Here is a 21,051-nt window from a genome sequence, read left to right as displayed (position 1 = left end):
AAGGGGGTGCGCTCACCGATGGATGTCATCGAATTTTTTCTGAAAAATTGGTATTTCGCGATTCTTCTGTATTTTCTCCTGAGCGGCCTGGTGAAGCAGTTCAAATCTGACGGCGACAAGGCGCAGAAGTCTACACCCAAAGCGGGGATGCCGCCGTTTGGCGGTGGCGGCGCAGGTTGGGGCCGTCCAACCGCGGCTCCGACCGTGACCACCACAAAGCCCGCAGCGGCGGCATCAGGCGAGGCGTCACACACCGCTGGGGCTCAGTTGCGGCGAGATAGCAGCGAGGCGGCCGCCGCACAGGGGGCATCGAGGGGTGCGCCACAGGCCGTTGCCCAAGCCACTGCGGGGCACAGCGAAGGAGAATTAAGTGAACGCGACTTTTGGCAGTCCACTGAAGTACAAACTCCGCCGCCAGCCGATCCGCAGCGCAGTCGTTACCTCTTAGGCGAGTCCGGCCGCAGTGCCGGCCGCAGTGCCGGCCTACAGAGTGCGCTCGATTCCGAGCGGTTGGCTCAGGGTGTCCTGTGGGCGGAAATATTGGGGCCTCCCAAATCTAAAAGGCACCTTCGAAAGTAACAATTCCCACGATGTTTGAAGCACCGGCACCAACTTGAGTTGGAACCGGTGCTTTTTGTCATGTGCTTCATAAAACCTTATATGCACGCATACAGTGTAAATAGCCCACTCCTGCATTGTTTCCCTATGTTGAGCAATCAATATTGGCAGAAACAGTGGGACGATGGAACCAAGCGATATTGTGCGTTTGCCGTTGCTCGCACAGTTCTGCGCAGGAGATTCGGTATCTGGTGTGTGAAGCAGTTTCAGTCGTCACAAAAACTTGTAGGAGGGGAAAAATGCGCAGCCTTACTCGGAAATTCAACCAGTTCACCGCGAAGATGCTGGACCTCCCCCAAGACGTAGTGACGGATCTGCCCCGCATGACGCTGATCGGGAATGTACAGCTTTACATCGAGAATCACCGGGGCGTGCTGCATTTCTCGAGTGAGCGGCTGCTCCTGGCCTTATCCAAGGGCAAGCTGGAGGTTGTTGGTAAACAGCTTGTTATCCGGGCTATTTTGACGGAAGAAGTGTTTATTGAAGGGGTCATTGCCGAGGTCAAATTTATACCGTGAAGAGGGTGTCCTTGAAGTGAAATCTACCATTCTGTTATCACTCCGCGGGTATGTCCTGCTTGAGATTCGCGGCCGACGACTGGAGCGGCTGGTTAACCGGCTGGTCGAAAAACGGATATCCGTTTGGGATATTCGCTTTCGTGCGGAAGATCGCGCAGAGATGTACATGCCGCTGAGTGACTTTTTCCGGCTTCGTCCGCTGTTAAAAGAGACAGGCTGTCGGATGCATGTACTCAAACGTGTAGGCTTTCCCTTCATTTTGACCAAGCTTGAGCAGAGAAAGCTGTTCGTGCTAGGCGTCATTGGCTTTGTTATCGGCTTATACGTGCTGTCCTCCGTTGTATGGCAAGTGCGTGTTGTCGGCAATGAATCGATTAGCACCGACGATATTTTGCAAGCAGCACGGCAGGAGGGAGTGTACACGCTGCAGTGGAAATTCAGGCTGCAGAACTCCGACACCCTTTCCAAGAAGCTTTTAAGCAAACTGCCTAATGCCGCATGGGTCGGTGTGGAGGTACAAGGCACACACGTAGTGATTAAGGTAGTGGAGGCCGTGTTGCCCGAGCAGCAGCCGCTGCTGAGCCCCAGACATTTGATATCTTCCAAAAATGCGATGATCACCTCGATTTTTACGGAAAAGGGGCGTCCTCTCGTTAAACCGAACACGTATGTCCGAAAAGGGGACATCCTTATTTCCGGCATTCTGGGTGATGAACTAAATGAACAAACAGTGGTCGCTAAGGGGGAAGTCAAGGGGCTCGTTTGGTACACGCCAAAGGTCGAGGTTCCTCTTGTGCGAAAATATAACGTGTATACCGGAGAAGTGAAAAAACGCTCCTATTTGGTACTTGGCGGACGCGGTCTGCAGCTGACAGGATATGGCAAGCTGCCTTTCACACACTATGAGACGATACCTGAGCGAAAAACGCTTCAGTGGAAAGACTATGTACTGCCGATCGGTTGGCTGAACGAACGAGTCATGGAGGTTGGCACAATGGAGCAGCCTGTCGAGCTCGCTGAAGCGCGCATGCATGGCTTGGAGCGGGCGAAGTCGGAGATCCTTCAAGCGGCCGGCGACAATGCGCGCGTGGTGAGTGAAAAAATTTTGCATGAAAAGACGGAGAATGGTACAGTTTATATGGAAGTACTTTTAGAAGTGGAAGAATCACTGGCATTGGAGCAGCCTATCGTACCCACTATACCGACACCTGCACCTACACCATAATGCATTGCTTGAAGGAGAAGAGGCCTGTTGACTGATAATTCGAACTTTGTAAAAATAGCTCTCAACAACACATCCGAAGGACTTGCTCTGTTCGGTCCGCAGGACAAGTTTCTGCATCTAATTGAGCAGCATACCGACACTAAAATCCGGTCTCGCGAAGAAGAGATTGTCATTCAGGGCGACCCGGCGACACTGCAGTCGATGCAGCAGCTTTTTGAGGTGCTGTTGGAGCTGGTGAGAAACAATTACATTTTAAGCGAACGCGACGTTGCGTACGCCATCGAGCTGGCGAAGCAGTTAAAAGCTGACCAGCTCTTGGAGCTTTTTAAAGGTGATATCGCGGTTACACATAAAGGCAAGCCCATTCGCGTCAAAACGATTGGTCAGAAGCAATACGTCTCGACAATCAAACAGAAAGATGTTGTGTTTGGCATCGGCCCCGCAGGAACCGGGAAAACGTACATTGCCGTGGTACTAGCGGTGGCCGCATTGAAGGAAGGCAAAGTGAAGCGTATCGTGTTGACCCGGCCTGCCGTCGAAGCAGGTGAAAGCTTGGGCTTTCTGCCCGGGGATCTGCAGGAAAAAGTTGACCCTTATCTGCGGCCATTGTATGATGCTCTTAACGACGTCCTGGGGCCCGAGCAGGTGCTGAAATCGCTGGAGCGGGGTCTAATCGAGATCGCTCCGCTCGCATACATGAGGGGCAGAACGCTGGACGATTCCTTTATCATTCTGGACGAAGCACAGAACACGACACCGGAGCAGATGAAAATGTTCTTAACCCGGCTAGGGTTTGGTTCAAAAATGGTTATCACCGGTGACGTGACGCAAATCGATCTCCCGCGCGGCAAAAATTCGGGCTTAGTTGAAGCCCGGCGCATACTGAAGGAGATCGACGAGATCGGGTTTATCGAGTTTTCTGAGGCCGACGTGGTCAGACACTCCTTGGTGCAAAAAATCATAACGGCTTACCACCAGGAACAGGAAAAATAGGCTCAAGAAAGGGTTGACCTTTCGATATGAAAAACCAGATTTCCGTGCAGAATCAGCTCCAAAGTCAGTTAGCCGGATGGAAATACAGCGCCTTAGTGCGCTTTCTTCTGTTTTTTGTGCTTACTTCGGTGTTTTATGTGGCGCTGACCGGCAAAGTGATTCCTCAGACGTACGATATTCAGATCGGGGGAGTCGCCGAAAAGGATATATTGGCACCTCGCGCCATCGAGAACGCGGTCGCCACCGAGCAAGCCAAGGAGGAGGCTGCACAGCGCGTCCAGCCGGTATACCAGATCGTCCCACTGAAAAACGACCTTCTGGTCGAATCGATTTTTCAGAAGCTTCAGCAGATTAACGGGGACGCGGAAGTGACTCTGGGCGATAAAGTCAATATTTTCAAAAAAGTGATTCCGGAGCAAACCCAGCAGCATGCACAGCAACTCGTCCAGACCTACAGAGACAGCGGGCAATACAGTACGGCATTGCTGGAAGAGACGCAGCAGCAGGTGAATCAGCAGCAGTACCGAATTCCGGAAGAAACCTATTATAAAATGCCGCGCCTGTCCAAAGAAGATTTAACCGAAATGGAGCCGGTCGCCGTCGAGATCGTCAACCGGCTGATGAATGAACAGATTATGGATGCTCAAACGGCGCGGGCCAAAGTGGCGGAGCTGGTGAACAGCTCGACGTTGACCAAGAGCGCTGCGAGAGAGATCGTGCAGGAGCTGGTCAGAGCTGCGATCACGCCGAATAAATTTCTGGACCAGAAGGCCACGGAAGAAGCGAAGGGGCATGCGCGTGACGATGTAAAGCCCGTTTTGGTGAACAAAAATGATGTTCTGGTCAAAGAGGGCGAACCGATTACTGAGGACATCTACGAGCGCTTGCGCAGCCTGGAGATGCTGCAGGACGAAACAAGTCTATTGCCGCGGCTCGGGCTGCTTATGCTGGTCGCCATGTTCAGTCTTCTCGTGTACATGTTCGTTCGGCATCGCGAGAATGCCATGGCATTGAACAATTCTAATCTATTGATGCTTGCTCTTATTTTGATCATCACTATATTGGGCATGCAGCTCTTCTCATTATTGCAAAACCTGGATTACCCGTACATCGGACTACTGGCCCCAACCGCCATGGGAGCGATGCTAATCGCGATACTGCTTAATTCACAGATCGCATTTATCGCTGCCGTGTTGATCGCGGTGCTGGCTAGCGTCATCTTCAATACCGATCACTTACAACTGTTTGATTTTCGGTATGGTATATTCACTTTGGCGATCTCCTTTGCTGCCATATTTTCCATTCAGCGGGCAAGCCAGCGTTCTTCGATTCTGAAAGCTGGCATGATGGTTTCGCTTGCTGGCATGGTCATCGCGGCAGCACTGCTTCTTATCGAGGATCATGAAAGTAGCAGGAATTTGGTATTTGCTTTATGCTTCACGGTCGGGGGCGGCCTTCTGACAGCGGTGTTCGTGATCGGGCTATTGCCATTTTTTGAAGTCGCTTTCGGCATTCTCTCGCCCTTGAAGCTGGTGGAGCTGTCGAATCCGAATCATCCCCTGCTTCGTAAGCTGCTGACGGAAACACCGGGAACGTATCACCACAGTATTATGGTGGGAAATCTCGCTGAAGCCGCGGCGGAAGCGATCGGAGCCAATGGCTTGCTGTGCCGTGTGGGCGCCTATTATCATGATATCGGAAAGACGAAGCGTCCGGTGTATTTCATCGAAAACCAAAACAACATGGAGAATCCTCATGACAGGATGGATCCTGAGCTCAGCAAGTCGATCATAATCGCACATGCCCGAGACGGTGTGGAGATGCTCAAGGAGTACAATATTCCGAAGCCCATCCGCGATATTGCCGAGCAGCACCATGGCACTACACTGCTGCAATATTTTTATCACAAAGCGGTAAAAAATGCGGATGCTGACGGGCAAGATAAAGTGGAAGAAGCGGATTTTCGCTACCCGGGTCCGATCGCTCAGTCCAAGGAGGCTGCGGTCGTCGGTATAGCGGATTGCGTGGAAGCAGCAGTGAGATCGCTGCGCAGTCCTACTCTGGAGCAGATTGATTCGATGGTGCGCAAGATCATCAAGGGACGGCTGGATGACGGGCAGTTTAACGAATGCGACCTGACTGTGAAAGAGCTGGATCAAATCGCCAAGACGCTGAAAGAGTCATTGCTCGGCATTTTCCATTCGAGAATCGAATATCCCACTGATCTGCCGGGGCAAAGCCCAGCAGCCGTCACTAAGCCCGAAACAAAGGAGTTAATGCGATGAGCTTACATTTGGAATGGAATAACGAACAGAATGCTTTTGAAATATCCGACGAATTTGTCGCCAAACTCAACGAGCTGCTTCAGCTGGCCGGCGATATGGAGCAAATCCGTGACGGCGAGGTGGCGCTCACTTTCGTGGATGACAAAGAGATTCACCGTCTCAACAAAGAATACAGGGGGATCGACCGGCCGACCGATGTACTATCTTTTGCAATGCAGGAGATCGGGGAGGATGAGCTTGAGATCATCTTCGATGAGGACGATTTCGTACATGACGGACAGTTGGGCGATGTAGACCGTCTGCACGGCGATGCTGGGGCCGACGGCATCGAAGATGATGAGGAAGAAGAGGGCGGATACGAAGAACCCTTGGGTGACATCATTATTTCAGTGCCCCGCGCCATCGCTCAGAGTGAAGAGTATGGCCATTCCATTGAGCGTGAGCTTGGATTTTTGTTCGTGCATGGCTTTTTGCATTTGATAGGCTACGACCATCAGGATGAGGACTCCGAAAAAGCTATGTTTGCGAAGCAGGAGCAAATTTTGCAGCAAGCGGGTCTGTTAAGATGAAACCCAAGGTGAAGTGGCATAGAAGTTTTCGGTTCGCTTATGAGGGAGTGAAGTACGCCTTATCCACGCAGCGCAACATGAAATTTCATTTCTTCGCCGCTTTTGCCGTACTTATTCTCGCGTTGTACTTCCATCTGCCGAAGCTGGAAATTTTGTTTATACTAATGTCGGTGACGCTCATGATTGTGACCGAGTTGATTAACACGGCTATCGAGAAGACCGTTGATCTTGCCATGCCGGACCGCCATCCGCTGGCCAAAATAGCCAAGGATGTTGCCGCAGCCTCCGTTCTGGTGTCTGCGGCTTTTGCAGCTATCGTTGGCATGATCGTTTTTTATGAACCGATTGATAGCTTGTTCACGTTTGCGAGGTCGACGCAGGGGCAATCGTTTTCTGCGGCGATGGTGTGGATATTGTTATGCTTGGTTATACTTACCGTGATTGTTGTCGAGACGCGGTTTTCCCACCGGAGCCAGAAGGCGCGCCCGAGCCTGCTCACTGCGCTCGCCTTTGCGGTTGCCACCTTCATCACTTGCTATGTTACGATAACATTTATTGCACTGCTAGCTTATTCTCTAGCTTTACTACTCATGGTTGTACTGTACGACAAAAGCAGCCGCGCGTTTCCGGCGCTCGTCACGGGATCGCTTATTGGCAGTTTTGTCGCCGTGTTAGCTTATCATTTGGTGAAAATATAATAGAGGGAGCGGATTCATTTATGGATACACTAAAACTCGTAGCTCTGGCCAAAGACGTACGGGAGAGGGCATACGTTCCCTACTCTAAGTTCAAGGTGGGCAGTGCGCTGCTGGGAGCCGACGGCACCGTGTATCTCGGCTGCAATGTTGAAAATGCAGCGTACGGTCCCACTCACTGTGCGGAGCGCACTGCGATGCACCGGGCTATCGCTGACGGGGCGGCGCCCAAATCTTTTACCGCCATGGCTGTAGTGGGCGACACCGAGCAGCCGATTACTCCATGCGGCATATGCCGGCAGGTGATGATCGAGCTGTGCTCACCGGAGATGCCTGTCTATCTAGCAAACATGCAGGGTGCCATCACCGAGACCACTGTCGCCGCACTGCTCCCGGGCGCATTTACTAGCCACGAGCTTAATGGAGGACAACGCTGACATGACAGGATCTGAGCATAAAAAATCTTTTAAATCAGGCTTTGTAGCCATCATCGGCCGGCCGAACGTTGGGAAATCGACGCTGATGAACCACGTGGTCGGCCAGAAAATAGCCATCATGTCGGATAAACCCCAGACCACACGAAACAAGATTCATGGGGTCTACACCACAGATGACGCGCAGATCGTATTCCTGGACACACCAGGCATTCATAAGCCGACGTCCAAACTGGGCGATTACATGATGAAAGTTGCCCAGGGCACTTTGGGTGAGGTGGATGCGATTCTTTTTCTGATCGACGTGGTGGAAGGGCTTGGCGGCGGAGACCGCTTTATCATTGAAAACTTGAAAAAAGTAAAGACGCCGGTTATCCTCGTCATGAACAAGATCGATCAGGTCCAGCCGGAACAAATCTTGCAGGTTATTACCGCTTATAAGGATCTGTATGATTTTGCCGAAATCGTGCCTATTTCCGCGATGCAAGGAAACAACGTGAATACGCTGCTGGAGCAAGTAGTCAAGTATTTGCCCGAAGGTCCGCAATATTATCCTGCCGATCAAGTGACAGACCATCCTGAGCAATTTGTTATAGCCGAACTGATACGGGAGAAGATCCTGCACCTGACACGGGAAGAGATTCCACATTCCATCGCGGTCGCTATAGAAGACATGAAGGTCGCGGATAACGGCGTCGTTCACATCTCAGCGATCATCTACGTGGAACGGGATTCGCAGAAAGGAATTATCATCGGGAAGAAGGGCGCTTTGTTAAAAGAAGTCGGTCAGCAAGCCCGCCGTGATATAGAGACCTTGCTCGGGTCGAAGACGTTTCTGGAGCTGTGGGTGAAAGTGAAAAAAGATTGGCGTAATCAAGAAAGAGTACTGCGCGACTTGGGTTTCCGTGAGGAGTAAATCCTTATCGCCGGGATTATGTGTCCCACTTATTGCTTAGCATACTTCCCCCGGTTTCGTATCATCCTAATTCTATCAACAGTCCACACACGCTGTTTGGAGAGGGGTCAGATACACATGAGAAACTTTTCGTGGCAGTATTTTACAATGACCGGCGACGTAGATGCTTATCTGCTGTATAAACAGATAACCGATCCCAACGTTGAGGATTCGGCGGACGAAGAGGATTCCGAGGACGAGAGTGTGGTACAATAGCCTTACAATTAGGCTTGGGGGAACCGACCATGCAGTACCGAGTACAAGGAATCGTAATCCGTACTATGGATTATGGGGAAGGCAATAAAATTATTACCTTGTTTACCCGCGAGATCGGAAAGATTGCCGTGATCGTAAGAGGCGCCAAAAAAGTGAAAAGCCGCTACTCTTCGGTTGCCCAGTTATTCACCTGCGGCGACTACTTGTTTTTCAAATCAGGGCAGCTGGGCACTCTTAATCATGCTGAAATCATAGAATCCAATTACCGTATACGCGAGGATTTGCATAAATCGGCCTATGCCGCATACATAGCGGAGCTGACAGACCGCTTGCTCGGAGATCAGGAGGCTCACGCTTTTTTATACGAGCAGCTGGCCGCTGCCTTGCAGGCTCTGGCTGAGGACAAGGACATGCAAATTGTCACTCATATATACGAAATGAAAATTTGGATGCAGGCCGGCTACCAGCCTGAGCTGCAGCATTGCGTGTCCTGCGGTGCGGACAGCGCGATCATCGCGTTCAGTTCAGGCATGGGCGGTGTGGTGTGCGGGCGCTGCCGGGGCAAGGATGCTGACGCAAGTGATCTCTCGCCCGGAATGCTGAACTTGATTCGTTTATTTGCCCGAATGGACATTCGCAGACTCGGACAGATCAACGTTAAAGCTGAAACGAAAGATGCGCTGAAACAGCTTATGCGGTCGTATTTCGACACCCACGTGGGTATCCCGATGAAATCCCGGAACTTTCTCGAACAAATGGATAAATACGGCGTTTGATTCATTTTCATATATTCAAAGCATACTTTGACATCATTCTTGGATTTTGATAATATATTATATTAACAAAAAAGACGATCTCTCGTCTTAAGTCTCGCATCAGGCTTAATGACGGGATATTTTTTTGAAGGATGGCTGCAGGATTTACACGTCTAACATCTATACTGAAGCTCACGCGTGGCCGCTGCGTGTTCCGGACGCTGCCGAGCCGGCGGCAGACATATCAACCAGTGAAAGCAGGTGCGTCTATGGAGGTCCGGGGTAATCCCGTCGTTTACGTTGCTTCCGATTCGGCGGGTGAAACAGGCGAGGCGGTCGTGAAAGCAGCCGTGGTACAATTCTACCCGCAGCAAGTGGAGCTGCGCATCGTCCCTTTCTTGGAAGATCGAGCGGGCATTGATAAATTAATCCGAACTGCCAAGGAACGCGACGGCATCATTGTTTTTACACTGGTGATTCCGGAGCTGCGCGACTACTTGATTGAACAAGCGGTACGGCACCAGCTGACACACATTGATCTAATGGGGCCGATTCTTGGGACGCTTGAACAACGATTGCAGCAGCAGTCGAGGCATCAACCAGGCATGATCCATCCGTTGGATGAGGATTACTTCAAAAAGGTCGAGGCGATTGAGTTCGCCGTGAAGTATGACGATGGCAGAGATTTCACGGGGGTGCTGCAAGCTGATATCGTATTGGTCGGCGTCTCCAGAACGTCCAAGACTCCACTGTCGATGTATTTGGCTCACAAAAAGTTCAAGGTCGCGAATGTACCGCTGGTGCCGGAAATCCAGCCGCCCGAACAATTATTCAGCGTGTCTAACAAGAAAATCATCGGCTTGCGAATTACGCCTGATAAGCTTAATATGATCCGATCCGAGCGGCTGAAGATGCTGGGGTTGCCCGAAACCGCCATGTATGCTAATGTCGAGCGGATTAATATGGAACTCGAATACGCAGACCGCATCATGAAGCGCATTGGCTGCACGGTAATCGATGTCTCGAACAAGGCGGTGGAGGAGACGGCGAGTCTGATCATAGACTGGTACCGCGGAAAGTAGAACTGCTTTTTTACCATGTGCAGCAGGATTTTTTGTTTGTTCATCGTATATAATATTACGGTGATACTTCAGGAGGAGAACGGTGGTCTGAATGCCGCACAAAATTATCGTGGATGCCGACGCCTGCCCGGTGAAGCAGGAAATCGCACTGGCAGCCCGACAATTTGATGTCGATGTAATTATGGTGGCATCTTTCGATCATCGCTTGACCCCAATGGAACGCGTGCAAATGATTCAAGTCGACAGCTCCGATCAATCGGTAGATTTATACATTGTGAATCATATCGCGCCCGGGGACGTATTGATCACACAGGACTTCGGTCTGGCCGCCCTCGCACTTGGTAAGCGTGCGATCGCCATATCCAATCGGGGAGAGCAATACACAGACGGCACGATCGATTTCTTGCTCGCGCGCCGGCATGATCAGGCACGGCAGCGCCGCGCCGGCAAGCATACCAAAGGGCCGCGCGCCTTCACCGATGAAGATCGTCTCGCATTTCTACAATCTTTGACAAAAGTTTTACGCCGCTTGCAGGATAATTTGGAGCGGTAGCGAATAATATTACGTGTTAATTTGATTGAAGGTGGTTAGGATGAGTAACGGACGCATTCCCGACGAAGTCATCGGAGCGGTCCTTAAGCATCATGATATAGTGGATGTGGTTGGCCGCTATGTCCATTTAAGCAAACAGGGACATTATATGAAAGGGCTGTGTCCTTTTCATTCGGAGAAAACGCCGTCCTTTACGGTCACACCTGAAAAACAAATTTATCATTGTTTCGGTTGCAACGCCGGCGGCGGCATCATTCAGTTTTTAATGGCGATCGAAGGCTATTCCTACCCGGAAGCGATTAGACACATGGCTCAGGAGGCCGGCTTAGACATCCGCATTGATTCATCGGCGGATACAGGCTCGCAGCATAATCCGGAGAAAGCGAAGCTGTTCGAGGCTTATGAGCTCGCCGGGAAACTGTATCAATACATTTTGAAGAACACCGAGCAAGGCAAAGAAGCGATGCAGTATTTGCGAGCGCGGGGGCTGAGCGACAAGCTCATCGACACGTTTGGTATCGGCTACGCTCCGCCGCAATGGGAGACTTTGACCCAACTCTATGAAAGGCGGCAATTTCCTTTACCGTTAATGGAACAAGGCGGTCTCCTTTCGGTTCGCCAAGACGGACAAGGCTTCTTCGATAAATTTCGCGAAAGGATCATCTTCCCGATACATGACTGGAAGGGGAGGCTGATTGCGTTTGGCGGCAGGGCGATGGGGGACAAACAACCGAAATATTTGAACAGTCCGGAGACGATGCTCTTTTACAAAAGCAGGAGCCTCTACAATATGCATCTTGCTCGGCCGCAGATCCGCAAGTTACGGCAATTGGTGCTGTTCGAAGGTTATATGGACGTAATTAAGGCTTGGGCAGCCGGCATCACTAACGGAGTCGCGACCATGGGCACAGCGCTCACAGCAGAGCATGCGGAAGGGATCCGAAAGCAAGCCGATGAAGTTATCGTGGTTTATGACGGTGACTCGGCGGGGCAAACAGCGGCATACAAGAGCATCCCGATCCTCGAGCAGGCGGGCTGCGTCGTCAAGATCGCAATCATCCCGAATTCCCAAGATCCTGATGATTATATTACTAATAACGGTTCTGAACGATTTGTACGGGAAGTGATTGAAACCGCCGTACCATCGATCAAATATAAACTTCTTTATATTCGCAAAAATTATAAACTGCAAGAGGATGGGGATAAACTCCGCTACATTCAAAACGCTCTGAAACTGATCGCTGACGTACCGTCACCGGTGGAAAGAGAGCATTATGCAAAGGAACTGGCTCAGGAATTTCATTATTCTTATGAAGTCACGCTGCAAAACCTGAATGAAATCAGACTCCAATCTGAAAAAAACAATAGGTTTGGGGATAATAAAGCAAAAGCGTGGAATAATGTTATGAATGATGCAACACCTCGGGTACGGACTCCTTCCCTATTGAAAGCCTATCACAACGCGGAGCGACAGCTGTTAGCTATCATGATGTATGATCCTGAGATGACGCGGTATGTGGAGGAGCATTTGGGGGATCAGTTCAACGTTGATGCGCACGCGGCGCTGGCTGCTCATTTATACGCGTACTTCGCTCAGGGATATGAGCCGAACGCAAGCAGCTTCATCGCCATGCTTCAGGAAGAACAGTTGGAACGTTTGGCCAGTTCAATTGCGATGATGGGAAATTCTCATGGGGTGAATCACCAAGTTGTGGACGATTGTATTAAAGAGATAAAGAAATATCCACAGCAGCAGCTTATACAGCAAAAAAGAGAAGAAATGATTCGAGCAGAACGTTCAGGGGACATTATTCGGGCCGCACACATAGGCAGTGAGATTATTTCCCTAGAAAAGCAGTTAAAATCTTCTTGAACCGCGTGTTGAAGAGGATGACAGCTAGGGAGGAGGGAGTTGGCAAATGGCGAACGATCAACACACGGAAATAGAGACAGAGTTGACGTTGGAACAGGTAAAGGAACAGCTCATTGAGCAAGGAAAGAAGCGTTCCGCTTTAACCTACAAAGACATCATGGAGAAGTTGGCTCCTTTTGACCAGGATCCCGACCAGATCGATGAGTTTTTTGAGCATCTGTCCGAGCTTGGAATTGATGTAGGCAACGAGTCGGATGAAGATAACGATGAAATGAATCCCGCAGGCCGCGAAAATGATGAATTTCATTTCGAAGATGATATTTCGCTTCCGCCGGGCATCAAAATTAATGATCCGGTGCGCATGTATTTGAAGGAAATAGGCCGGGTCCCTCTGCTCTCAGCTGAGGATGAAGTTGATTTGGCCAAAAGAATCGAACTCGGCGACGAAGAGGCCAAGCGCCGTTTGGCGGAAGCGAATCTTCGTCTGGTTGTGAGCATCGCCAAACGTTATGTCGGACGCGGAATGCTATTTTTGGATTTAATCCAAGAGGGAAATATGGGACTGATTAAAGCGGTTGAAAAATTCGACCACACCAAAGGCTACAAATTCAGTACGTACGCCACTTGGTGGATTCGCCAGGCCATCACCCGTGCGATAGCGGACCAAGCCAGAACCATTCGCATACCGGTACATATGGTGGAGACGATCAACAAGTTGATCCGTGTGTCCCGGCAGCTGCTGCAGGAGCTGGGGCGCGAGCCAACACCGGAAGAGATCGCGAAAGAAATGGATTTAAGCACTGATAAAGTGCGTGAAATTATGAAAATTGCGCAGGAGCCTGTTTCATTGGAGACGCCGATCGGTGAGGAAGATGATTCGCACTTGGGCGATTTTATAGAAGATCAAGAAGCTCTTGCTCCCGCGGATGCTGCTGCGTATGAGCTCTTAAAGGAACAATTGGAGGACGTGCTCGATACACTCACAGAGCGTGAGGAGAACGTGCTGCGTCTGCGCTTCGGATTGGACGACGGGCGTACCCGTACGCTAGAGGAAGTAGGAAAAGTGTTCGGCGTTACGCGTGAACGGATTCGTCAAATCGAAGCCAAAGCTCTTCGCAAGCTGAGACATCCAAGCCGCAGTAAGCGGTTGAAAGATTTTCTAGAATAGAATTCCGTCCATTGGCCCTGCTGCACTTCGCGGCGGGGTCTAAATTTTTTACACATATACGGCCGATAAAAGAAGATGGAATCACGGTGCGGCGAAACCGGCGCTAGCTGTTTCGAATCCATGGTCAAAGAGGTGGCGCAGCCGCAATGGATGAGAATCGAAAAATAATTATTAAGGAAATTGAACATTGGCGCACTAGCAGGTCGGTGACCGAGCATCACTGCGATTTTTATTCAATATTTATATGGAATATGTTGCTCAGCCGCAGGCACCAAGGGGGTGGCTTGGCGTATCACCGCGCGCGATAAGCGGCAGTAATTGGAAGATATGGATGATTATTTTCGCTACAATCGCACTAATCTCTTTTGCTGTTCTTAATTTTACCGCTTTTGATTTACCAATGCAAATGGGTATGTCGGCTGTTTTCTTATTTGCTTTTTACTGCCGGCCGCTTGCAGCGGACGCGAGAACCCGTTAGAGCACAGATCTTAAGCTGTATCGTTTGGTTGGTGCCGTAATTATATGGTATGCTGTATGCCGAGCAGTGTGGCCTGCACTTGGTACAGATGATGCTGCTTGTTAAAATGTTGATTATAGCTGGCGTATTATTTTTACAGAAAAAAAATGGAGTGTGTGGCGGCCTAATGTTACGATTGTCACGACGATTGGAAATGATAGCGGAAATGGTTCCGCCAGGAAGTAAGCTGGCAGACATTGGATCAGACCACGCGCTGCTGCCCACGTATCTCGCCCGACAGGGCCGTATCACGAAGGCAGTGGCCGGGGAAGTTAATGCCGGGCCGTATGAGGCGGCCGCCAAGCAAGTGAAAGACGCGCAGCTGGGCTCGCCGATAGACGTGCGGCTCGGGGACGGCTTAGCCGTCATCAGCCCGCATGAAGTGGACGTGATCACCATTGCGGGAATGGGCGGTGCGCTGATCACGTCGATATTAGAGGCAGGCACAGATAAACTCGCGGGAGTCACACGGTTGGTACTTCAGCCAAATGTGGGAGAATATAACGTTCGGTCTTGGCTGCTGGCTCACGGCTGGGTGCTGGTGGATGAACGTATTCTAGAGGAGGACAGCAAAATTTATGAAATTTTGTGTGCCGCGCCTCCGGATAGGGCTGACATCACGAACGATCAGTTGTACGCAGCGCGAGTGCTGTCGGACACTGTGACCGTGGACCGCGAGGAATTGCTGAAGTTTGGGCCACACCTGCTGCAAGAGCCATCTGACGTATGGTTTATGAAGTGGCAGCACGAGCTGGACAAACTTGAAAAGATACGCGCTCGCTTAAGCTTGTCGCAAGCTGAGGAATCCAGGCGAAAGGAACAAGAGCTAGAGCGCGAGATTAGGACAATCAGGGAGGTAATGGCTTGTTTGCAAAAGGACAAAGCATCATCCAACTGATGGAAGAGCTGGCACCGAAGCATTACGCTGTGCCAGATGACAAGATCGGACTGCAGCTCGGTTCTCTCGGGAAAGAAATCAGCGCCGTGCTGGTCGCCCTCGATGTAACGGAGGAAGTGGTGGATGAAGCAATCCGAGCCGGCACAAATCTGATTATTGCGCATCATGCGATTATTTTCCGTCCGCTCACCCACCTGCAAACAGACACACCGGCAGGCCGGCTGTATGAGAAACTGATTAAGAACGGCATAGCTGTCTACATAGCTCACACCAATCTGGATGTTGCGGATGGCGGCGTGAACGATATGATGGCTGCAGCACTGGGTATAACGGTCACCGGACCACTGGAGGAAGGCCATACGGACAAGTTGAAAAAGCTGGTCGTATTTGTGCCACAGCAGCACTTGGAACGGGTACGAGACGCCGTGTTTCAAGCGGGAGCGGGACACATCGCTCAATACAGCCACTGCAGCTTCAATATTGATGGAACGGGAACGTTCAAGCCGGAGGAGGGCAGCAATCCGTTCATCGGTGCACCAGGCCGGTTGGAACAGGTTGCCGAGGTGCGCTTTGAAACGATCGTGCCCCAAAGCGTGGAGCGTAAAGTCATTCAAGCGATGCTCAAGGCGCACCCGTACGAAGAAGTAGCGTATGATCTATATCAGCTCGACTTGAAGGGCAGGACGTTCGGTTTAGGCCGCGTTGGCAGGCTGCCAGAGCCGATCACACTGGATCAGTTGGCGGAACAGGTAAAAATAGCCTACGATGTGCCTTCGTTGAGAGTCGTCGGAGACGCTACGCGCGTGGTGCATAAGGTAGCGGTGCTTGGCGGTTCCGGCAGCCGTTATTTGCGTCATGCTATGTTCGCGGGTGCCGACGTGCTCATCACAGGAGACATCGACTATCACACGGCACTAGATGCTCAGGCAGCCGGTGTTGCTCTTATCGACCCGGGGCATAATGTAGAGAAGATAATGAAGCAGGGCGTAGCAGACTACTTGCAGCGGAGGCTCACTGAGAAGAAGTCGGATACGAAAGTGCTGGCTTCGGAAATAACTACCGAACCGTTTCGCTTTATGTAGCCAGTGTGGGCGTGTATAATGTAAGTATGGGATTAAGCCCTGTCAATGGCCCCATACCCGTACGTACAATAGCGGTGCGCGAGATCCGTTGCCGCCTGCATGTACATTGGCAGAAATGGCAGTATAAACACCTTGTGTTTTATGCGTAAAACTTGTATACTGTAGCTTAGACAAGGAAAGCTTGACAGACAATCGCTGGTGAGAAATCACGAGAGGAAAGTCCGGGCTCCACAGGGCAATGATGCTGGATAACGTCCAGTCAGCGCGAGCTGAAGGCTAGTGCCACAGAAATGGACCGCCGATGGCGTGAGATTCGCTTCTCGCGCACAGGCAAGGGTGGAACCGTGGTGTAAGAGACCACGAGGAGATATGGTGACATATTTCCTGGTAAACCCCATCTGGTGCAAGGCCTAATGGAACGCACGTCTCCTCGGAGACAGTCTCGGCCCGGGACGCGTTCGGGTTGGTCGCTGGAGCCAAGCAGCAATGTTTGGCCTAGATAGATGATTGTCGCTTCAATGGTGGGAGGGTGGTGCCCGTTATGACCACTGGAAGTACAGAACCCGGCTTATGAGCAAGCTTTCCGATAACCGATGAAAAACCGCCATTATGGCGGTTTTTTTGCTTTTTCGGCACGCGCCGCTGCAATCAAGCCTTGCAGTGGGCTTAAGACGTGATGCCGAGCGCATTAAAACAGCCTCAAGACGCCGTGATGTCTTGAGGCTCTTTTGTTATCTGCGACAATTGCCGGCTTCATCGGCAACTGAGTATAAGTTGATGCTCTATTGGGCAAATCTGCCTTGAAGCAGATCCCACAGCCGCTGCAGCCAAGTGTAATCCTCCGGCTGCTCTCTAGGCGTGACCGGGTCGGTTCCTGCCGCGCTTCTGAGCGCAGCCTCCACATCGACCAAGCCATAACCGAAATAGTGGTCTCTACCCTGCAGACCGACATCTTGCGCCGTGTTGCGCATGATGTCCATCACCTCCTCATTGCTGAGCGAAGGGTTCACGGAGCGGATGAGTCCCGCGAGCGCCGCTACGTGGGGACTCGCCATGGACGTGCCGGACAGAGCTGCATATTGATTGTTGGGATATGTGCTGGCGATGGTGACGCCCGGCGCTGCCACGTCAATATAGTCTCCATAGTTCGAGAAGGACGCCTTATTCCTCTGTGCGTCAGTGGCTGCGACCGCGAGCACCTCAGGATACGCGGCCGGATAGCCGGGACGATCGGTATTATCGTTGCCGCTGGCTGCAACAAGCACTACATCATGATCATATGCATAGCGGATGGCGTCGTGCAGGAAGTTCGATTCAGCGTAGTTGCCGAGACTAAGGTTGATCACGTCCGCACCATGGTCGGTTGCCCATATGATGCCTTGTGCCACCGCATATGTGGTGCCGGCCCCGTTCGCCGCCAACACCTTCACCGGCATGATGTTGTTGTACCAGCTCATTCCGGCCACGCCGAGATTATTGTTCACCAAGGCGCCGATCACTCCCGCGACATGGGTGCCGTGCCCTACGTCATCATAAGGGGGGGTACTCGTGTTGACCACGTTCATTCCGCTAACCAGCTGAGGTGTCAAATCCGAATGGTTTAAATCTATACCGGTGTCAACTACGGCAACGGTGACGTTACGTGAGCCTCTACTCACTCCCCAGCCGCGTTCCGTGTCGATCAAAGGGAGATTCCACTGATACCGTCTATACAGCGCATCGTTGGGAGTGATGAGAGATCTTGCGGGATCAGCCACATGAATATCGTCCGAGCCGGCGTCCTCAGTGGTATCATTCGGCAAGTACAGATAATGCGGCTCGGTGTAAACAGCGTTCCACCTTTGAAAATAATTCATCAGATCACCGGCTGCCATTCGGTCGGATTCAAACACATACGTATATCCCAGCTTTTGATAAGGATGAGTAGATCCGATGTCTGATTGTATTCTGCTCAAATCCGCACTGCTCGGATCGTTCTGGAAGCGCACGACCACCTGATTCACATGGTAATGGCTTGCTCCCTGATTATGCTCCGGGTGCCGCACATGGCGCTCCTGCAGCGTTGCCGAGTCCACGGCTTCGATTTTGTAACGATCGTCCTCAGGAAAAGTCACTAAGCGCAAGTGTCGCAGTTCCTGATCCTTCACGCTGTCGACTATACTTTGTTTCACCACTCCGAGCATAGCGGCATCCCGGTTCTCTGAGGGCACCCCTACGACGAAGTAGGTCGTGCCGTTACTTTGGAGCGGGGCCGACTGGTATACCTGTCCTTGGTCTGCGGCTTGTTTTGCTTTTTGCAGTTCAGGCATCGCCAGCTTACGCGTAGATTCGTCCAGCTCGCCGACGTTGATACCGCGATCCAGTGCCTCACCCGCGGACGACCAGATCAGCTGCTCCATGTGAGGATGCGAGACCTGGAGCATTTTTAAACCTTTCAACTTGCCGTCGGAGGACGCTTGACCTTGTTCGCGAAGCACTCTTTGAAGCTCGAGACTGCACTGCTGCCGACACAGTTCGCCCGTCACGCGCATGTCCTGCTGCATTGTTGCATGCTTCATTTGCATTTCAGCGTCGGGCGACAGAGGCGCGGGCTGCGGGTCGTTGTCGCCATCACCTGTGAAGATAACCGCTCCCAGTCCGAGCACCAGGATAAACGACAAAGCGTACTTCCACATCGCACTAACTCCTTTTGATTAAAATTAATACAATTAGCGTCCCCATCTAGATTTTTCTTACTACCGGTAAACATCTCCTGCGCGGATGCTCTGCGCGAATATTCGTATGACTTTTCACCACATTTTGTGGTAGGATAAATAATAGAAATTACTACACAATGCGTGGTTTCTGATTATAGGAGGTCTAGACGATGACTGTAGCGAATGTGAAAGATGTTTGTGAATCGACTAAAACTAAGTTACGTGAAGCAATCGAGAAAATGGAAGCTTTTTTGAATTCTCATTCCCTTCAGCAGTTAAATCCCGATGCCAATCCTGAAACGGAAGAGTTCTACAAAGGATTTTTAGCAGACACCCGACACCTGCTCGTGTTCAGCGAAGTTGCTTACGAAAAACTGGGAATCTGCTTGCGTCGGCCGACATTCAATGTCGATTATGCGGAAAAGGTGTTGTATGAGGTGTATCACACGAGCGTTAACAGCTTCTTCTACCCGAAAAACGAGTGCTATTCCGAAGACGGCCGATACGCCTACACCGGGCAAGATGCGATTCGTTTCCGCAAAAAGCCCACCCGTGAAGTGCGTGATTTGACAATTCAGCTATCAAAAATCTTCGAGACAATACGCGAGGATCTTACATACTATGAAACCGACTATATCACTCAAAAAAGGATGCAAGGAGAACGAGTGTAGTTAAATCGGACTGATACAAATTAAATCGTACAATCGTGAACAAGAGGTGCCTCGGCATCTCTTTTTGTCTAAGGAGGGAGATCATGATGACTAATGATGCATTTGCTAGGGCTCAACTGGTAGCCGTCAGTAAGTCGCTGATTAAGATGAACCAGCATCCGAGCGGCGGCTATGCGGCTTGTCCGCTGTTCAGTCATTACGCATACAGTTGGCTGCGTGACGGCAGCTTTATCGCTTACTCGATGGATATTACCGGTGAGACCGATAGCGCGGACAAGTTTCATCGGTGGGTCAACGGGCTGCTGCTCAGGCAGCGTGAGCGTGTGAATAAGCTTCTAGACAAACACGAGCGAGGGGAATGGATTGAGCAGCATGAGTTTTTACACACGCGTTACCAGCTGGACGGCCGGGACGATGCGGATTCCGCATGGGGGCAGTTTCAGCTGGACGGCTATGGCGTCTGGCTGTGGGCCGTGGCCGAGCATTGCCGCACCTTGCGTATGACTGCTTTGCCCGACTTATACCGGGAGAGTGTTGACTTGATCGTTCGTTACCTCTGCGCATTTTGGCAAAGACCGAACTTTGATTGCTGGGAAGAGCGCGGCGAACAGGTGCATCCTTCAACGCTGGCATCCATTTATGGCGGCCTGTCATCGATACAGCCGCTGATAGCTGATGGGCGGCTGGGTGAAATCTGCTCAGCGATCCGCGAATTTATTTTGGATTATGCGGTACATCCGACTGGCGGACATATAGTGAAAAGTATTCGCCCAACGTCCAACGACGAGCGATACGAAATCGCTTTCGACGGCGTCGACGGCAGCCTGCTGTGGCTGTGTGAGCCGTTCAATCTGCTGTCTGCCGATCATCCCGCAATGGCGGCCACGATCGCGCGGATACAGCAGGACTTGAAGTCGTCCGATGGCGGGTTACGGCGCTATTTGTCAGACGAATATTACGGCGGCGGCGAATGGACGCTGCTGGCCGCGTGGTACGGCTGGACATCACTGCGCACAGGTGCCATGGACGAGGCAAGGCTAGCGCTGGCATGGGTGATGGAGCAGGCCGATTCGTTAGGGAGGCTTCCGGAACAAGTCCCTCACACGCAGATGGATTCTCAGCTCTATGAACGTTGGTTACAAAATTGGGGGCCTCCGGCAACGCCTTTGCTGTGGTCTCATGCTATGTTTCTGGTGCTGAATTCCCAGCTGCACGGCTAGCATAGGAGGCCGCTTCACCGGGCAAATT

General features: G+C 51.3%; 20 protein-coding genes and 1 other RNA gene. 20 read left to right on the top strand and 1 reads right to left on the bottom strand.

From position 1 onward, the window contains the following. Window positions 1–18: 18 nt before the first annotated feature. The 18 genes from CBW46_RS02745 (at window position 19) to rnpB (ending at window position 17,023) form a co-directional block, all read left to right on the top strand. The gene (locus CBW46_RS02745) at window positions 19–579 is read left to right on the top strand and encodes a hypothetical protein (protein ID WP_089198470.1); all 561 of its coding nucleotides are present in this window, start codon (window positions 19–21) and stop codon (window positions 577–579) included. A gap of 278 nt (window positions 580–857) precedes the next feature. Further along, on the top strand, window positions 858–1,136 hold the full coding sequence (gene yqfC, locus CBW46_RS02740; protein WP_089198469.1) for a sporulation protein YqfC: 279 nt from the start codon (window positions 858–860) through the stop codon (window positions 1,134–1,136). 16 nt (window positions 1,137–1,152) lie between these two features. After that, window positions 1,153–2,361 (top strand): sporulation protein YqfD, encoded by a 1,209-nt coding sequence (yqfD, locus tag CBW46_RS02735; protein ID WP_089198468.1) that lies wholly within the window; start codon window positions 1,153–1,155, stop codon window positions 2,359–2,361. 27 nt (window positions 2,362–2,388) lie between these two features. Next, on the top strand, window positions 2,389–3,354 hold the full coding sequence (locus tag CBW46_RS02730) for a PhoH family protein (RefSeq protein WP_089198467.1): 966 nt from the start codon (window positions 2,389–2,391) through the stop codon (window positions 3,352–3,354). A 26-nt stretch (window positions 3,355–3,380) separates the two neighbouring features. After that, entirely contained in the window at window positions 3,381–5,639 is a 2,259-nt protein-coding gene (locus CBW46_RS02725) for an HD family phosphohydrolase (protein ID WP_089198466.1), read from the top strand. After that, entirely contained in the window at window positions 5,636–6,208 is a 573-nt protein-coding gene (gene ybeY, locus CBW46_RS02720; protein WP_089198465.1) for an rRNA maturation RNase YbeY, read from the top strand. The genes CBW46_RS02725 and ybeY overlap by 4 nt, the downstream gene beginning before the upstream one ends. Beyond that, window positions 6,205–6,906, top strand: coding sequence for a diacylglycerol kinase family protein (locus tag CBW46_RS02715; protein WP_089198464.1), 702 nt, complete (start codon window positions 6,205–6,207; stop codon window positions 6,904–6,906). Before ybeY ends, CBW46_RS02715 begins: the two co-directional genes overlap by 4 nt. Before the next feature lie 20 nt (window positions 6,907–6,926). Next, window positions 6,927–7,340 (top strand): cytidine deaminase, encoded by a 414-nt coding sequence (locus CBW46_RS02710; protein WP_089198463.1) that lies wholly within the window; start codon window positions 6,927–6,929, stop codon window positions 7,338–7,340. A 1-nt stretch (window position 7,341) separates the two neighbouring features. Beyond that, window positions 7,342–8,253 carry a GTPase Era gene (era, locus tag CBW46_RS02705; RefSeq protein ID WP_089198462.1) on the top strand — a complete coding sequence of 304 codons (912 nt, stop codon included), beginning with the start codon at window positions 7,342–7,344 and terminating at the stop codon, window positions 8,251–8,253. Between the two features lie 117 nt (window positions 8,254–8,370). Further along, window positions 8,371–8,508, top strand: a complete 138-nt coding sequence (locus CBW46_RS02700) for a YqzL family protein (RefSeq protein WP_089198461.1) — start codon at window positions 8,371–8,373, stop codon at window positions 8,506–8,508. A 29-nt stretch (window positions 8,509–8,537) separates the two neighbouring features. Further along, a complete protein-coding gene (gene recO, locus CBW46_RS02695) occupies window positions 8,538–9,284 on the top strand; it encodes a DNA repair protein RecO (protein ID WP_089198460.1) in 747 nt (248 codons plus the stop codon). A 248-nt stretch (window positions 9,285–9,532) separates the two neighbouring features. Beyond that, window positions 9,533–10,345, top strand: a complete 813-nt coding sequence (locus tag CBW46_RS02690) for a pyruvate, water dikinase regulatory protein (RefSeq protein ID WP_089198459.1) — start codon at window positions 9,533–9,535, stop codon at window positions 10,343–10,345. A gap of 91 nt (window positions 10,346–10,436) precedes the next feature. Then, on the top strand, window positions 10,437–10,898 hold the full coding sequence (locus CBW46_RS02685) for a YaiI/YqxD family protein (RefSeq protein WP_089198458.1): 462 nt from the start codon (window positions 10,437–10,439) through the stop codon (window positions 10,896–10,898). Between the two features lie 40 nt (window positions 10,899–10,938). Beyond that, window positions 10,939–12,771, top strand: a complete 1,833-nt coding sequence (dnaG, locus tag CBW46_RS02680; protein WP_089198457.1) for a DNA primase — start codon at window positions 10,939–10,941, stop codon at window positions 12,769–12,771. 46 nt (window positions 12,772–12,817) lie between these two features. Then, the gene (gene rpoD / locus CBW46_RS02675; RefSeq protein ID WP_089198456.1) at window positions 12,818–13,939 is read left to right on the top strand and encodes an RNA polymerase sigma factor RpoD; all 1,122 of its coding nucleotides are present in this window, start codon (window positions 12,818–12,820) and stop codon (window positions 13,937–13,939) included. 644 nt (window positions 13,940–14,583) lie between these two features. Continuing rightward, window positions 14,584–15,354: a tRNA (adenine(22)-N(1))-methyltransferase gene (locus CBW46_RS02665; RefSeq protein ID WP_089198669.1), complete on the top strand. Its 771-nt coding sequence runs from the start codon at window positions 14,584–14,586 to the stop codon at window positions 15,352–15,354. Next, window positions 15,321–16,436 (top strand): Nif3-like dinuclear metal center hexameric protein, encoded by a 1,116-nt coding sequence (locus CBW46_RS02660; RefSeq protein ID WP_089198455.1) that lies wholly within the window; start codon window positions 15,321–15,323, stop codon window positions 16,434–16,436. The genes CBW46_RS02665 and CBW46_RS02660 overlap by 34 nt, the downstream gene beginning before the upstream one ends. A gap of 176 nt (window positions 16,437–16,612) precedes the next feature. After that, window positions 16,613–17,023: RNase P RNA component class A (gene rnpB / locus CBW46_RS02655), an RNA gene on the top strand. 195 nt (window positions 17,024–17,218) lie between these two features. Here rnpB and CBW46_RS02650 read toward each other — a convergent pair. After that, window positions 17,219–19,111, bottom strand: coding sequence for a S8 family peptidase (locus CBW46_RS02650; RefSeq protein ID WP_089198454.1), 1,893 nt, complete (start codon window positions 19,109–19,111; stop codon window positions 17,219–17,221). 191 nt (window positions 19,112–19,302) lie between these two features. On the opposite strand from CBW46_RS02650, the gene CBW46_RS02645 reads away from it, so the two are divergent. Both CBW46_RS02645 and CBW46_RS02640 read left to right on the top strand, forming a co-directional pair. Beyond that, window positions 19,303–19,803, top strand: coding sequence for a YpuI family protein (locus CBW46_RS02645; protein WP_089198453.1), 501 nt, complete (start codon window positions 19,303–19,305; stop codon window positions 19,801–19,803). An 83-nt stretch (window positions 19,804–19,886) separates the two neighbouring features. After that, window positions 19,887–21,023 (top strand): glycoside hydrolase family 15 protein, encoded by a 1,137-nt coding sequence (locus CBW46_RS02640; RefSeq protein WP_089198452.1) that lies wholly within the window; start codon window positions 19,887–19,889, stop codon window positions 21,021–21,023. Window positions 21,024–21,051 lie beyond the last annotated feature (28 nt).

The sequence above is a fragment of the Paenibacillus xerothermodurans genome, from assembly GCF_002220865.2.
GTDB classification, from domain to species: domain Bacteria; phylum Bacillota; class Bacilli; order Paenibacillales; family NBRC-103111; genus Paenibacillus_S; species Paenibacillus_S xerothermodurans.
The sequence above is the reverse complement of the archived record's forward strand: the minus strand, read 5'-3'. Positions and strand labels throughout refer to the sequence as shown.

Excerpts from the sequence above, each read along its gene's own strand:
- CBW46_RS02745 (WP_089198470.1), top strand. The coding sequence starts at position 19 with ATGGATGTCATCGAATTTTTTCTGAAAAATTGGTATTTCGCGATTCTT.
- era (WP_089198462.1), top strand. The coding sequence starts at position 7,342 with ATGACAGGATCTGAGCATAAAAAATCTTTTAAATCAGGCTTTGTAGCC.
- ybeY (WP_089198465.1), top strand. The coding sequence starts at position 5,636 with ATGAGCTTACATTTGGAATGGAATAACGAACAGAATGCTTTTGAAATA.
- CBW46_RS02650 (WP_089198454.1), bottom strand. The coding sequence starts at position 19,111 with ATGTGGAAGTACGCTTTGTCGTTTATCCTGGTGCTCGGACTGGGAGCG.
- dnaG (WP_089198457.1), top strand. The coding sequence starts at position 10,939 with ATGAGTAACGGACGCATTCCCGACGAAGTCATCGGAGCGGTCCTTAAG.
- CBW46_RS02700 (WP_089198461.1), top strand. The coding sequence starts at position 8,371 with ATGAGAAACTTTTCGTGGCAGTATTTTACAATGACCGGCGACGTAGAT.
- CBW46_RS02710 (WP_089198463.1), top strand. The coding sequence starts at position 6,927 with ATGGATACACTAAAACTCGTAGCTCTGGCCAAAGACGTACGGGAGAGG.
- CBW46_RS02685 (WP_089198458.1), top strand. The coding sequence starts at position 10,437 with ATGCCGCACAAAATTATCGTGGATGCCGACGCCTGCCCGGTGAAGCAG.
- recO (WP_089198460.1), top strand. The coding sequence starts at position 8,538 with ATGCAGTACCGAGTACAAGGAATCGTAATCCGTACTATGGATTATGGG.
- rpoD (WP_089198456.1), top strand. The coding sequence starts at position 12,818 with ATGGCGAACGATCAACACACGGAAATAGAGACAGAGTTGACGTTGGAA.
- CBW46_RS02725 (WP_089198466.1), top strand. The coding sequence starts at position 3,381 with ATGAAAAACCAGATTTCCGTGCAGAATCAGCTCCAAAGTCAGTTAGCC.
- CBW46_RS02715 (WP_089198464.1), top strand. The coding sequence starts at position 6,205 with ATGAAACCCAAGGTGAAGTGGCATAGAAGTTTTCGGTTCGCTTATGAG.
- CBW46_RS02665 (WP_089198669.1), top strand. The coding sequence starts at position 14,584 with ATGTTACGATTGTCACGACGATTGGAAATGATAGCGGAAATGGTTCCG.
- yqfC (WP_089198469.1), top strand. The coding sequence starts at position 858 with ATGCGCAGCCTTACTCGGAAATTCAACCAGTTCACCGCGAAGATGCTG.
- CBW46_RS02640 (WP_089198452.1), top strand. The coding sequence starts at position 19,887 with ATGATGACTAATGATGCATTTGCTAGGGCTCAACTGGTAGCCGTCAGT.
- CBW46_RS02690 (WP_089198459.1), top strand. The coding sequence starts at position 9,533 with ATGGAGGTCCGGGGTAATCCCGTCGTTTACGTTGCTTCCGATTCGGCG.
- CBW46_RS02645 (WP_089198453.1), top strand. The coding sequence starts at position 19,303 with ATGACTGTAGCGAATGTGAAAGATGTTTGTGAATCGACTAAAACTAAG.